The 14,945-nt window shown below is 60.5% G+C and carries 8 protein-coding genes; all 8 read left to right on the top strand.

The genetic code is table 11. The features are described from left to right. The first annotated feature begins 55 nt into the window (after window positions 1-55). A complete protein-coding gene (locus tag N2245_RS03595; RefSeq protein WP_494535363.1) occupies window positions 56-1,351 on the top strand; it encodes an ABC transporter substrate-binding protein in 1,296 nt (431 codons plus the stop codon). Continuing rightward, a complete protein-coding gene (locus tag N2245_RS03590; RefSeq protein WP_494535446.1) occupies window positions 1,348-2,283 on the top strand; it encodes a carbohydrate ABC transporter permease in 936 nt (311 codons plus the stop codon). The genes N2245_RS03595 and N2245_RS03590 overlap by 4 nt, the downstream gene beginning before the upstream one ends. A gap of 9 nt (window positions 2,284-2,292) precedes the next feature. Further along, entirely contained in the window at window positions 2,293-3,120 is an 828-nt protein-coding gene (locus tag N2245_RS03585) for a carbohydrate ABC transporter permease (RefSeq protein WP_494535362.1), read from the top strand. Window positions 3,121-3,262: 142 nt separating this feature from the next. Beyond that, window positions 3,263-4,144 carry a GHMP family kinase ATP-binding protein gene (locus tag N2245_RS03580; RefSeq protein WP_494535361.1) on the top strand — a complete coding sequence of 294 codons (882 nt, stop codon included), beginning with the start codon at window positions 3,263-3,265 and terminating at the stop codon, window positions 4,142-4,144. Between the two features lie 108 nt (window positions 4,145-4,252). Continuing rightward, window positions 4,253-7,108 carry a helicase-related protein gene (locus tag N2245_RS03575; protein WP_494535360.1) on the top strand — a complete coding sequence of 952 codons (2,856 nt, stop codon included), beginning with the start codon at window positions 4,253-4,255 and terminating at the stop codon, window positions 7,106-7,108. After that, window positions 7,108-11,160 carry an Eco57I restriction-modification methylase domain-containing protein gene (locus N2245_RS03570; protein ID WP_494535359.1) on the top strand — a complete coding sequence of 1,351 codons (4,053 nt, stop codon included), beginning with the start codon at window positions 7,108-7,110 and terminating at the stop codon, window positions 11,158-11,160. Before N2245_RS03575 ends, N2245_RS03570 begins: the two co-directional genes overlap by 1 nt. A 1,237-nt stretch (window positions 11,161-12,397) precedes the next feature. Continuing rightward, window positions 12,398-13,417, top strand: a complete 1,020-nt coding sequence (locus N2245_RS03565; RefSeq protein ID WP_494535358.1) for a hypothetical protein — start codon at window positions 12,398-12,400, stop codon at window positions 13,415-13,417. Then, window positions 13,414-14,940 (top strand): DISARM anti-phage system protein DrmE domain-containing protein, encoded by a 1,527-nt coding sequence (locus N2245_RS03560; RefSeq protein ID WP_494535357.1) that lies wholly within the window; start codon window positions 13,414-13,416, stop codon window positions 14,938-14,940. The genes N2245_RS03565 and N2245_RS03560 overlap by 4 nt, the downstream gene beginning before the upstream one ends. Window positions 14,941-14,945 lie beyond the last annotated feature (5 nt).

Genomic DNA, 14,945 nt, shown 5'->3' with positions numbered 1-14,945 from the left:
TACACTAAACTCCGCGTTACCCATATAGGATATATGCAAAGAAAGGAGTATTGAGATGCCGAAGGTCCTCACACGGCGCGACTTCCTGGCCAGGGCCGCTGCGGGCTTGGTAGGATGCGCGCTAGCGTCCATGGGTTGCGGCACCCAGACGCAGGGCAGCAACGGCACCGGTCGTACCACCCTCAACCTGTGGTATTGGAACCGCTCGATCGACGACAACATCCTCGCACAGGTGAACAAGCGCTTTCCCAAGGCCAACCTCGTGCCACAGAAGATCGGCGGCGACTACCGGTCGAAGCTGCTGATCACCTTCGCTGGCAAGTCGTACGTCCCCGACATCGCCGGCATCAACGTGGACATCGCGACCTACTTCCCGGACGCCGACCAGTTCGTGGACCTCCAGAGCGTGGGGGCCAACGAGGTGAAGTCCGAGTACCTGGAGTGGAAGTGGCTGCAGGGCATCACCCCTGAGGGCAAGATGATAGGCTTCCCGATGGACATCGGCCCCATAGCGCTCTTCTACCGCGAGGACATCCTGCGGAAGGCCGGCGTACCCACCGATCCTGACCAGCTCTACGAGAGGATCAAGACCTGGGAGGAGTACTTCGAGCTGGGCGAGTTCCTCAAGTCCAAGCTGCCCCAGAGGGTGTCACTGGCCGACGAGATCACGCAGATCTTCCAGCACGTGATGGCTCAGGGTGCCGACTGGTACCAAGACAAGAGCGGACACTTCATCGGCGACCAGGCCCACGTCAAGCGCGCCTGGGACCTGGCAGTGACCGCCCACAGGAAGGGCCTGCTAGCCAACTCAGCCCGCTACTCCACCGACTGGAACGCCTCCGCCGATACCGGCAGGTTCATCACCTTCCACGGCGCGGTGTGGATGAAGCTCATCCTCAAGGACGCCGCTCCAGACACCACCGGTCTGTGGCGGGTGTGCCCCGCGCCGGGCGGGGCGGGCAACAGCGGAGGATCCTTCCTGTCGATCACTCGCTACTGCAAAGATCCGCAGCTGGCGTTCGACATCATTAGTTGGGTGCAGAACCCCGAGAACCAGCTCAAGGCGTACGTGGAGATAGACCTCTACCCCTCCACGCCCAGCATCTACAACCGTCCCGAGATGAACCACCCGGAGGAGTTCTTCGGTGGGCAGAACACCAACCCTATCTTCAGCGAGTCCGCCCGCCAGGTGAAGCCCTTCTACCTGGGCACGGAGTACAACATCATCAACCCCATCTACGCCAAGGAGCTCACCAACGTAGCCACCCAGGGGAAGGACCCCGAGAGGGCTTGGGAGGACGCCCTCCACGAGATCCAAAAGAGACTACAGCTGAGAGGTGTATGGAAATGAGCACGGTAGGAGTAGCCACCAAGGAGAAGGAGGCGGGCAGGAAGTCGTGGCGGACGTGGAGCACATACGTCCCGATGTACATCTCCATCGCCCCTTTCTACATCCTGTTCGCCGTATTTGGGCTGTTCCCGATATTCTTCTCCCTCTATCTATCCTTCCACAGCTGGGACGGCATAGGGGCAATGCGCTTCGTGGGACTGGAGAACTTCCGCTATCTCGTGACCGATCCCAACTTCTGGCAGTCGATAGTCAACACCTTTATCATCTGGATCATCTCGACGATCCCGATGCTCGTGCTCGCCCTGATCCTGGCGTTCCTGCTCAACTGGCCGATCAGGGGCAAGGGCTTCTATCGAGCGGCCTACTTTATTCCGAACGTGACCTCGATCGTCGCGATCGCGATCATCTTCGGCTCGATCTTCGGCAACAACGCTGGGCTTCTCAACGCCGCGCTGCAGGCGGTGGGGCTGCCCACCGTGCAGTGGCTGAATAATGCCTGGGGCATCAAGATCGCGATCGCCTCCATGGTGATCTGGAGGTGGACCGGCTACAACGCGATCATCTACCTAGCAGGGCTGCAGGCCATCCCCTCAGCGCTGTACGAGGCCGCCAGGGTCGACGGCGCCACCGGCCCGCAGATCTTCTACCACATCACGCTGCCGATGCTCCGGCCAGTGATCCTCTTCACGGTGATCACCTCCACCATCGGTGGCATGCAGCTCTTCACGGAGCCTCAGGTGCTGGTGGGCAACGGCGGCGGCCCTGGCCAGTCGGGCCTGACGATGGTACTCTACCTCTACCAGCAGGCGTTCACCCAGAACATGTTCGGTTACGGCGCAGCGATCGGCTGGGGACTGTTCGTCATCATAGTGCTCTTCTCGGCCTTCAACTGGCGAGTGGTCCAGAGGGCCGGCACTGTAGGTCCGAGATAGGAGGCATCCATGGCAAAGCGGTACTTCACGAGCTCGATCATCCATATCCTCCTCATCCTGGGGGTGTTGATATCTATCTTCCCGTTCTACTGGTTAGTGGTCATGTCGACCAACACCACCGGTGACATCTTCCGATACCCCCCGAAGCTCACCTTCGGCAACCAGCTGCTGACCAATATCCAGCACGTGTTCCAGAGCATCAACTTCCTGGACTCCTTCATTAATACTCTCATCGTGTCGGTGGTGACAACCATCCTGCTGTTGGTGTTCGACTCGCTGGCGGGCTTCACCTTCGCCAAGTTCGACTTCCCGGGCAAGAACATCCTGTTCCTGATCCTGCTGGCGACATTCATGGTGCCCGGCCAGCTCTCCACGGTGCCTATGTTCGCGATCATGGCGACGCTGGGCTGGGTGGGCTCTCTCAAGGCACTGATCATCCCCGGGGCGGCCAACGCCTTCGGCATCTTCTGGATCAGGCAGTATGCGCAGGAGGCCGTGCACGACGAGCTGCTGGAGGCCGGCAGGCTGGACGGCTGCGGACACTTCCGGCTGTGGTGGCACGTGGGCCTGCCAGCGCTGCGTCCGGCGCTGGCGTTCCTGGGGATCTTCAGCTTCATCTACACCTGGAACGACTACTTCTGGCCCCTGGTGGTGCTGATCAACCCCGAGCACCTCACCCTGCAGGTGGCGCTCTCGCAGCTCAACGGCATCTACAACACCGACTACAGCATGGTGATGGCGGGCACGCTACTTGCTACCCTACCACTGATAGTGATATTCCTGCTGGGCAGCCAGCAGTTCATATCCGACCTGACGGCAGGTGCCGTCAGGGAATAGAGACCAACAACCGTGGGCACCGAGCCCGCATGGCTACTACCTCCCCGCTCAAGGGCCTCCCACAAGGGGGCCCTTCTTCGTGCCTACGGCGTTGGCCCGACTTCTGCTAATGGCGAGTCAGAACCTTCCGGAGGATAAGAGGATGTCAGAGGACGAGGCTGTCAGGGTTAGAATACCCGTGCGGGTGGACTTCGCGGGAGGGTGGACAGACGTGCACTACTTCTCGAGCCAAGAAGGGGGCGAGGTGCTCAACGCAGCTATCCTGCCCTGCGTAGAGGGCGAAGCCGACTGGCGGGGCACCCAGCTGGACTTGCGGTACAGCCTGGATCTGCCCCCAGGTACAGGGCTGGGCACGTCGGCATCGGTGGACGTGGCCTGGCTGGCGATGACCTACAGGCTGATGGGGCGCGAGTTCACCGCCGCGGAGCTGGCAGAGGATGCCTACCGGCTCGAGAAGCTGCTCGGCGTGGAGGGCGGCAAGCAGGACCAGTACGCGGCGGCACTGGGAGGCTTCAACTACCTACGCTTTGGAGCGGAGGATGAGCCTGCGGATGTCGAACAGCTGGACATCCCGCTGGGGGTCAGAGCTGAGCTCGAGGGCAGACTCCTGCTGGCCTATACCGGGCAGGCTCACGCCTCGGGCGACCTACATGAGCGCGTGTGGGATGCCTACCGCAGCGGCGACCGTGAGAAGCACGAGGTGCTCTGCCGCATGCGTGAGCTGGTGCCCTTTGCCCGCCGGGCGCTGCTGGATGCCCAGTTCGAGGAGCTGGCGCGCATCATGATCGAGACCTACGAGCTCTCACTTCGCCTCGAGAGGGAGCTCGTGACACCAGAGATGGACGCACTGGCGGAGGCCGCCCACCATGCCGGCGCCATAGGCTGGAAGGCGTGCGGCGCCGGAGGTGGTGGCTGCATGCTATTCCTCTGCCAGGAGGGTGCTCTCCCCAGGCTCGTGGAGCGCTTCGAGAAGATGGGCGTGCAGGTGATTCCCGTGCGCTTCCAGCCCGGCTCAGAGCGGTGAGCCCTCTGGTGCACAAAGATAACAGAAAGGGCTAGGCCCGCAGCAAGATGTGGTATATTGTTTACCACAATCTACATGCTATGCTGTGCAGCATGGGAGCATTTTGTTATGTCAAATCCATCCTATCCTGTCGGTACTATAGTACGCGCGCGTGACCGGGACTGGATCGTCCTGCCCAGCGACCAAGAGAATCTCCTGATGCTCAAGCCGCTGGTGGGCAGCGAGGAAGAGTCCATCGGGGTGTTCCTCCCACTGGAGGGTGGAGGGATCAGGCATTCCAGCTTCCCAGCCCCCAGCCCTGAGAGCCCAGGCAATATCTTCGCGGCGTTGACGATCGCCGATGCCGCACAGCTGATTATCCGTTCGGGCGCCGTGCCTTTCAGATCGCTGGGGCGGTTGTCGTTCGTTCCCCGGCCCTATCAGTTTGTACCGCTGGTGATGGCCCTGCGCCAGCACCCGGTCCGCCTCTTGATAGCCGACGACGTGGGTGTGGGTAAGACGATCGAGGCCGCGCTGATCGCGCGCGAGTTGCTCGACAGAGGCATCGTGCGCCGCCTAGCAGTGATCTGCCCCGCGCACCTCTGCAGCCAGTGGCAGGCCGAGTTGGCCGAGAAGTTCTCCATCCATGCCGAGACGGTCCAGCCCTCCACCATAGGCAGGCTCGAGCGCAACCTGCCGCGCACGGATGTGTCCATCTTCAGGCACTACCCCTACCTCGTGGCCAGCATAGACTTCCTCAAGAGCGACCGGTACAGGGAGACCTTCCTGCGCGATGCCCCCGAGCTGATCATCGTTGATGAGGCACACATCGCAGCCCGACCTGGGCCAAGGGGCTCTTCCCAGCAACAGCAGCGCTATCGTCTGCTCTCGGAGCTAGCCCAGAGTCGGGACCGCCACCTGGTGCTTGTGACCGCCACCCCGCACAGCGGCATAGAGGATAGCTTCAGGTCCTTGCTGGGCATGCTCGACCCTCGATTCGACACCGATCCCGAACAGCCCTTGCCACAGGCAGATCTCCGGCGCCACTTCATCCAGCGCCGCCGGAACGACCTCAGCCAGTGGCTGGGGACGACCCGCTTCCCCCAGCGGCAGAGCATTGAGAAAACCTACCTGCTCACGGAGCAGTATCTGGAATTCTTCAACAAAGTGTGGGACTACTGCCGGGAGCTGCTCTCCGAGCAGCCGGTCCTGGGCAGATATCAGGAGAGGATACGCTACTGGGGCGCGCTCTCGCTGCTGCGCTGTATCCTCTCCAGTCCCAGAGCCGCCGTCGCCGCACTGGAGGCACACATAGAGAACAGACTAGAGCAGCTGACCGGCCAGCCCGACTTCGGTGAGGATCAGCTGGTGGAGGCGGTGGACCAGTCGTACAGGCCCGCCGTGTTCGAGAGCCTGGAGCAGGAGGAAGCCAGCGACTATCTCACGGTCGCAGGCGACATGGGCACCTCGAGCAATAAAGCCCTCAGATCCAGAATCAAGAACTTCATCACCATGGCCCGTAAGCTCGAAGGTCCCGGCACAGACAGCAAGCTCGACTGCCTTGCCGACTCTCTGCGCGATCTCCTGCGAGACGGTTTCCAGCCCATCGTGTTCTGCTACTTCATCCACACCGCCAATTACCTCCAGGAACAGCTGGAGAGTATCCTGGGCGGGGAGTTTGAGGACCTGCAGATAGAGGCCGTCACTGGCGAGCTCAGCGAGGACCAGCGCAAGGAGAAGATCGCCCAGCTCGCGCAGGCCCCTCGCAGGATACTGGTCGCCACAGACTGCCTTAGCGAAGGCATCAACCTGCAGGACCACTTTGACGCCATTGTACATTATGACCTGCCTTGGAACCCCAATCGCCTCGAGCAACGGGAGGGCAGGGTCGACCGCTTCGGCCAGCAGCGTGATGAGGTGCGCGCGGTGACGATCAGCGGCGAGAACAACCCCGTCGACCTCACCGTTATGAGAGTGCTAGTACGCAAGGCACGGACCATCCGGCAGCAGCTGGGCATCTCGGTGCCCGCCCCAGCCTACTCCGAACACCTGCTGGAATCGCTCATCAAGCAGCTCATGCTCACCAGGCTCAACAGGCAGGCTCCAGGGCAGCTGCCGCTCGCCCTGGAGTCGGACGAGGTCCAGAGATTCCACCGGGAGTGGGACCGCTCCGCCGAGAGCCAGAGACCAATCTTCAGCCAGGAGACGATCCGGCCCGAGGAGATCCGCCAACAGATCGAGACCGTGGACTCCGTCCTAGGCACTCCCGAGACGCTCGAGCGGTTTCTCCGGACGGTGACTCAACGCTTACAGGGCTTCCTCCAGACCAGGGGCAGGTCCGGTGCCTTCGAGCTCGATCCGGGAGAGCTGCGCGACAGACTAGCTCCCCTTGGGTACAGCAGGTGGCCGTTGCGGGTGGTCTTCGACCGCCAGCAGGACAGCAACGCCGAGTACTTAGGCCGCAACCACCCCATCGTCGAGACCTTCTGCCGCGAGGTGCTCGGCCGCGCCATGCGGGACGATCCCAAGTTCACACGCACGGGCGCGGCCTACACCCGCCTGGTGGACCGACGCACTTTTCTGGTCATCTTGCGCATCCGCTACCTGATGCGGGAAGCGGTCGAGCAATATGCCGAGGAGGTGGTGTCGCTGGCAATCCGCCTGCAGGGAGGCAGGCCAGTCCCGATGAAGCCCTACATACAGGAGGGCAGGCGCCTGCTGGAGGCGTTCGGTAATCCCGATAATTTCATCCGCAGGGAGATGCCCCTTGCCGAGCGCCGGGACCACATCGCCGAGCTGCTCAGGGCCTTGGATGCCCATCAGGAATGGTACAGCGAGGTGCTAGACGACAGGCGGGAGGATCTCATGCGGTCGAACCAGCAGATCGGCAGCATGGTCGGCAGCCGCAATAACCTCCAGATAGAGCCACAGAAACCGCCCGACATTCTTGCTATCTACGCACTATCGCCGGGAGGTGGTGTCTGATGCCCTACACGACGATCACGATCGAAGGGGGTCTCTTCCCCTCAGACCTGCTGGACAGGCTAGTGCCCCAGGCAGGTACGACGATGGAGGGTCAGGGGCCGAAAGACTTCGGCTTCGACGACGACTTACCGGCGCTGCTGGCCAACATGCAGGCAGCGTTCAACGATATGCGCACCTACTGGGAGTCCTTCCAGCGCAGGCTCCAGCACGCTTCCAGCACAAGCCGCACCACAGTAACCCGCGAGAGCTGGATGCTGCCCGTCCTGGAGCTGCTGGGGTTTACTAACGTAAGGTACGTGCCGGCTGCCACGGAGGTCGGCCAAGAGAGATATAACATCTCCCACTTCTACGGCGACGTGCCCATCCACATAGTGAGCTGCGACCAGCAGCTGGACCAGCGCGTCGGCAGAGAGCGGCGGAGCCCCCACTCCACCGTGCAGGAGTACCTCAACCGCTCAGATGCCCTCTGGGGCATGGTCACCAACGGCCTCAGGCTGCGCCTGCTGCGCAATTCCGCCCTCGTGTCCCATCCCGTGTACCTGGAGTTCGACCTGGAGGCGATGGTCCGTGGCGAGCTGTACAGCGAGTTTGTGGTGTTGTACCGGCTGCTCCACTGCACGCGCTTCCCGCAGCTGGGCAAGCCCCCAGACAAATGCCTGCTCGAGCGCTACTACCAGCAGGGCATAGACGAAGGCGGCCGGGTCCGCGAGCGCCTACGAGACGGTGTGGAGTGTGCGCTGCGGATCCTGGGGCGGGCGCTGCTGGACCATCCCGAGAGCGGGCAGCTGCGGGAAGCACTGGCCACGGGAGAGCTCTCTCCCCAGGGCTACTACCGAGAGCTGCTGCGGTTGATCTACCGGCTGCTCTTCCTCTTCGTCGTGGAGGAGAGAAAGCTCCTGCTGCCCCCCGCCGACGATGAGCACGTCCGACGCCTTCACGAGGTGTATCTCCAACACTACAGCGCCACCCACCTGCGCGAACGTTGCGAGAGGCACCACGTTGGGGACACTTACTGTGACCTATGGCACGGCCTCATGCGGACCTTCGAGCTCCTGCGCGACGACGAGCTGGCGCGCAAGCTGGGCATGTTCCCCCTCAACGGCGAACTGTTCGGCCCCCACGCCTGCACCCACATCGAGCGAGCCTTCTGCACCAACCAGGACCTGCTGGATGCCGTCGCCAGCCTTACCCTCTTCAAGGACGAGAACACCTCCCGCAGGGTCAACTTCGCCTGGCTCGACGTCGAGGAGCTGGGCTCCGTCTATGAGAGCCTGCTGGACTACCACCCCAGAGTAGAGATCACGCCCGCTGGCACAGGCGTCAGCTGTAGCTTCGAGCTGGTGATGGGCTCCGAGCGCAAACAGACCGGCTCTTACTACACACCGCCCTCTCTCGTGCGCCAGCTCATCAGGACAGCCCTCGAGCCGGTCATCGAGCAGCGGCTGAGGGAAGCCGGTGCCGACAGGCAGAAGCAGGAGGAGGCTCTGCTCAACTTACGCGTGTGCGACCCCGCCTCGGGCTCGGGACACTTCCTGCTGGCGGCCGCCAGGCGCATCGCTCGAGAGCTCGCGCGCGTCCGCACCGGCGAGGAAGAGCCCCCGCCACAGGCCTACCGCGAGGCGCTGCGGGACGTCATCCGCGAGTGCATCTACGGCGTCGACAAGAACCCCCTAGCGGTGGACCTCTGCAAGGTCGCGCTGTGGATCGAGGGCTACAACACCGGCATGCCCCTCAACTTCCTGGACAACCACATCAAGTGCGGCGACTCCCTCGTGGGCGTCTTCAACATTCAGTCGCTGGTCGAGGGCGTGCCCAATGGGGCCTACGATGCCGTGGAGGGCGACAGCAAGGCCATCGCCTCCGCCATCAGGAAGCGCAACAGGGAGGAGAGAGAGGGCAAGCAGCTAACTTTTTGGGGAGGAGTCGACATCCCTAACATCTCCACGATCGCCAGGGAATTTGCTCAGCTATCGACCTTTGCCGAGCGCACCCCAGAGGAAGTGCGTCGCAAGGAGCAGCGCTACGGCGACCTCCGCAGACCCGGCACCAGGTGGTGGGACTACAAAGTGGCGTGCGACCTGTGGACCTACGCGTTCTTTGCGCCCCTGCGCAGCGGCGAGCCCGTACCTACCACCCGCAGCGTGTGGGACGCCCTCTCGCATCCCGCGCAAGACGCACACCTTGATGGGAAGGCTATAGGCTACTCGCAGGAACACCCTTTCTTCCACTGGCCACTCGAGTTCCCGGAGGTGTTCGACCGCGGCGGCTTCGACGTCGTCCTCGGCAACCCCCCATGGGAGCGCATCAAGCTGCAACAGCAGGAATTCTTCGCCTCCCGCGACCCTCAAATAGCCAAGGCGCGCAACAAGGCCGAGCGCGAGCGGCTCATCAAGCAGCTGCCCCAGACCAATCCAGATCTGGCGAGGGAGTACGAACTTGCTCTGCATAACTCGGAGGCGCAGAGCAAGTTCGTGCGCCGAAGCGGGCGCTTCCCCCTCTGCGGGCGCGGCGACGTCAACACCTACAGCGTCTTCGCGGAGAACTTCCTACAACTACTGTCGCCAAAGGGTAGAGCCGGACTGATCGTGCCCACGGGCATCGCCACCGACGACACCAACAAGCATTTCTTCGCTGAGGTCGTGCGCACCGGCCGCCTCGTCAGCCTGTACGACTTCGAGAACAAGGGCATATTCCCTAGCGTACATGACAGCTACAAGTTCTGCCTGCTCACGCTCGCCGGCGACGAGCAGCGATCGCGCGCCGCGGAGTTCGCCTTCTTCCTGCACAGCGTCGAGGAGCTGGATGATTCTACAAGGCGCTTCACCCTCACGCCCGAGGACTTCGCGCTGCTCAACCCCAACACCCGCACGTGCCCGATCTTCCGCTCCCGCCGCGACGCCGAGATCATCCGCGATATATACCGTCGCGTGCCGGTCCTCGTCAACGAGGCGACAGACAAGAACCCCTGGGGAGTTACGCTGACAACGATGTTTCATATGGCCAATGACTCCCACCTATTTCGCACGCGGGAGGCGCTGGAGGCTAAGGGTTACACGCTCGTGGGCAACGTGTTCGTGCAGGAGGACGACCTGCGGGCGTTAGGGAAGATGACGGAGATCCCACCCCACCAGCTCCTGGAATGGCTGCGATCCAGGGAGGACGTCTACCTGCCGCTCTACGAGGCCAAGATGTTCCACCAGTTCAACCACCGTTGGGCCACCTACGAGCCCAAACACACATCGTCCCGTGACACTGCCCCCTACGGGACTGATGCTCCCAAGACCCGCTACACCGATCCCTACGAGCTATCTGACCCCAACTTCGTCGTCATGCCCCGCTACTGGGTCGCAGCCTCCGAGGTGGAGAAGAAGCTTTCAGGCCGCTGGCAACACCCTTGGCTGCTCGGCTGGCGTGATATCACAAACTCTACAAACGAACGCACCACCATCTCAAGCATATTGCCGCTTGCAGCGTGCGGAAACAAAGTGCCACTCATGTTGCCGGATGTCGAGCAGAAGTGCTTGATACCGTTGTTGGTTTCCTGCTTAGATAGCTTCGTCCAGGATTTCGCTGCCAGGCAAAAGGTAGGTGGCACTAGTCTGACATTCCATATCTTCAAGCAGCTCCCAGTGCTGCCGCCCGAGACCTACGATAGGCCCACGCCTTGGGCCGTGGAGGTCTCGCTGGCGGGATGGATCACGCCCAGGGTAATGGAGCTGGTATACACGGCGTGGGAGCTGCGGCCGTTTGCCCAGGACATGGGGTACAACTGCCCGCCCTTCCGGTGGGATGAGGAGCGGCGCTTCCTCCTGCGGTGCGAGCTGGATGCCGCCTACTTTCACCTCTACGGCATCCGGCGCGAGGACGTCGAGTACATCATGGATACCTTCCAGATCATCAAGCGCAAGGATCTGGGGAACCATGGTGAGTACCGCACGCAGCGGGTGATCCTGGAGATCTACGACGAGATGGAGCGCTGCATGCAGACGGGCACATCCTACGCCACCCGGCTCCAACCACCGCCTGCCGATCCATCCCTCACGCACTCCTAGGATCGGCTTGAGGGGAGGCGCTTGAGAAAGGTGCTCGAGGTGTGTTAGTCTCGCAGGGGGGAGGTCACCTTCACGCCCAGTCCCGAAAAATAATCCCCTGAAAGGTGGCCTCCCCCAGATTTTAGGCAACAGAGAGCCCGGCGTTTGGGATGTTTGAGCTCTGTTGCGGGGAGGATAGACGCCGGGCTCTACGTTAGGTGCGGGGATGCCTCCCTCCACAGCGTTAACTACGTCCCCTCCAGGAAGGTTACGAGCGCAACTTAGAGGTTGGTGCCCCTTTCCCTCAACACGACTTATATTAACACAACGTTGCAGTATATGGCATCAGAAATAATGTGCAATTAGCAGATGAGTATCGACTTGGGTCCAACGCTTGGGGGAGTCCTCGAGCACCGGACCCACAGCTACGGCAGGAAAGGCTCGACGCATACCGCCTGCGAGAAGTTATTGCCGGTGGATGTCTTGCTGTCTCAATTGTCGTTGGTGCTATCATCGCCCCCTGTCCCACTGTTTCCCAGGGCAGAGCCCCCCACAACCGCTACGCATAGCAACGCCAGGAACGTAGACAGAGCCGAAAAGATCTTACGCATGACGGTCCTCCTTACAAATACACGGTTTGTCCCCATGGAGTGGATCCTTGGAGGCTCGAGGGCTGGGTCAGGGCCCGCGGCGGCTCCGACGGCGAGCGCCGGGACACGACCGCGGACCCTTTCGCCCAGTCCCAAAACCAATATAGGAAGTGGTGTTGTCAGCTAGTGTGTCATAACATGTCAAAATTCAAGGGAAAACTTCTCAGCTAGTTGTTGGTGTGGGACCGCAGCAGCTCCAGGAAGACCTCCAGCGCTCGGGCACGGTACTTTGTTTCGTGTAAAACTAGGCAAAACCTGCGCTTGAATAGCCTAATTCCCCACCCGTAGTCCGCTGTGGCGATGGCCAACCAGCAAGTTGATCCACGGGTAGCCGACACCACTACACATACCAAAGGGCACCCTTGCTCGATCCTCTTACCGGAGATCTCTTTACCTCCTCCAGACCTACATCCTCACGAGTACCTCAGCGGATCTCTGAATAAATTGTCAGGAAAGTTATTACGAAATGACATATTAGCTGTCATAAAGGTCAACTTATTATGGTAGATAGAGGTTCCGACTGCCTATAGAAGCAAAACGTGAGGATAGGTATTCGTATGCTTTATAAATCGTGCTACAATCCAGTTCGACAGCCACGAGGTGCAGCAATGGGAATCGCAGCCGGTAGGCGGAAAGCCGGTCGTAGTGAAACCGTTGTCACAGATGTTGATCCCAGCTCCTGGCAGATCTTGGAGAGCGACGGCTGTGTGCACATGCCAGCATGGGCGCTGTTCTTCCTGGAGCTGGGGCAAGAGATCGCTTGCTACGAAGTCGGGGACTGCGTGCCGGTAGTCGCGGTCTCTTTGCCTACCAGAAGCTACGCGGCGCTGTTTGCAGCCGTAGGTGTGGTACGATCGCGCGCCAAGATCAACACCATAGCGGATAGCGAAGAGTACTTCGAGCAGCTATGGAATATGGCCGGCGGCCGTGACCGGATACCTGTGGAGTACAGGGAGGACATGAAGCGCATCCAGGGCTACCTGACAGGATGTAGCCAGGATGGAGAAGTGCGGCGGGTGCACCTCGACCTTGGAAAGGAAGGCGTGCGCAAGATCACCCCCCAGATCGCCCACAAGATATTTCTCAAGGAGAAGATAGGCAAGCAGGGGAGGGGCAAATCTAACCGCAACCCGGCACTGAGCGCAGTGCTTGCCCTATCAGACCTCGCCGACTTCCTCGGGCGCACTCGCTTGGACTGCGTCATCGTTGCCCAGAAGAACGAGATCAAGCAGGAGGCCCAACTCTGCATACGTCCTGGCCAATCTGCAGACATAAAGAAGGTAGAAATCAACAATGTCCTGAGGGTGCATGAATGGATCGCAGAGGGAAACACGTACCATACATGCATCATCTCCGACAGGCTGATGGAAGACGGCAAAGTGCCACAGAAGCACCTACGATACTCTCCAGTCGCGATCTTTGACGGCGCTAAGGGGTTCATCAAGCGGAGAGAAGAATTCTTTGGGCTGCCTTGGCTGATCCTTCTAGATCGTACGGAACAAGATTATAGAGATGCCGTCCAAGTGGTAGATGACCTAGACAGCACCCGCGTGGGCAACGCGGAGAAGCTAAGGATACCACACATACCTCAGGGAGTGGAGCTGGTCGCCTTCGAGGTGCGAAGATGATAGCACGGATAGCAGATATAGACCTGTTGTACGAGCTGGCGGGACAAGCTGAGATACATCGCCACAGGATATCCTACCAACCACTGCGAGACTACGCGCGCAGTGTAAGACAGCTAACGCGCGCGGTAGGTGGCCAGCAGGAAGGTTCGGCTTGGAGCGACTTCGTTCGTCGGGCAAGAAGCTACTACTACAAGTGCATCAGCACCCCACTGCCGTTTCATCACGAAGCCCTTGGAGGTGAGAGGACGCTCGCAGCTTTGAGGGAGATATTCAAAGAATCTCCCGAGATCAGATACTCGGAGCATGACCACAGGGCCTCGGAGGTGATACAGCGCCTAGAAGACCTTGTGACCCGTAGAGATAACCCTCTGCTGGAGAAGATCCTCGAGATAGCTGAATCTGAGCGAGGGAAAATGGCTCTGGTCACGAGAGAGGCTAATAAGATGCAAGAGCCCATCATCAAGGAACTGAACAATTATTCAGGAACACGCCAGATGAGGGTTGTATCCCCGGAACGGCTTCGAGATCTCATAGCCTTCGACGTCCTGTACGTGCTGGGCGCGGCATCCTGGTACGAGCTGTACAAGCAAGAATACATATTCACGGCTCCGAGAGCCAGGGAGATCCATCTCCTGCGCTATAGCTTCCAAAGAGACAGCTGGGAAGAAAAACAGTCGTTTGCTCGGCTCAGCAGGGACAGCAAGAAGAAGCTCAAACTGCTGTCGGACGAACCTGAGGAAGAGTACGTGGAGCTCGAGCCCGAGATACCCAGCACCAGCATAGCGGAGATAGCGCGAAGGTCCGCTGCCAGGGATAGCTTCGACGAAGACGTGCAAGCATTCGCGGTCTTCCTCGAGGGCAACAGGGCCACCCTGCTTGAGCGCGACGAGGATTCCGAGGTGTTCATCATCGACCCCAAGGAGGAAGGGGACGAGCGCGTCCGGAGGGTTTCATCCAGCAGCGTGGAGCCAGGAATTTTCCTCCTGCTGCGCATAGACTCGAAGGAGAAGGACTACATAGTGCCGGTAGCTGATTCCATACTTGGACCGGAAGCCGAGGAGCTCCGAAAGGCGCAGCGTATGTGGAAGGAGAAGCTACGCGAGCGGATCAAAGTGTACGGACACGCTTGGGTCGCTGAAAGAATAAAGGAGTTGGGATGTGAGATATCCAACCCCACGAACGTGCGCAACTGGGCTTCCGAGAGGTTCATCCGTCATAACAGCGAGCAGCACTTTGCAATCGTCATGCGATACTTGGGTTTCGGTCGCAAGACCGAGGAGCTGTGGGAGATGATGAGCCGGATCAGGCAAGCCCACCAGCATGCTGGGCACAAGCTGCGCAAGATGCTACTTCGGGATGTAGCGTCGATGGATCTGTCCGTCCTGCTGGACAAGGGTTACATGGAGTTTAAGCTGCCGGAGTACCAGGACTTCCGGATGGGGGCCTTCAGAGTGATAGAAGTGGACAGGAAACTCGAGGAGGTACCCGAGTCACAGATCGGCAGGCTGATAGATCTCGAGTAAACTAG

Source organism: Thermobaculum sp. T2p (genome assembly GCF_059335935.1).
Note: the sequence above shows the minus strand (reverse complement) of the source record. Positions and strands in the feature narration are given on the sequence as shown.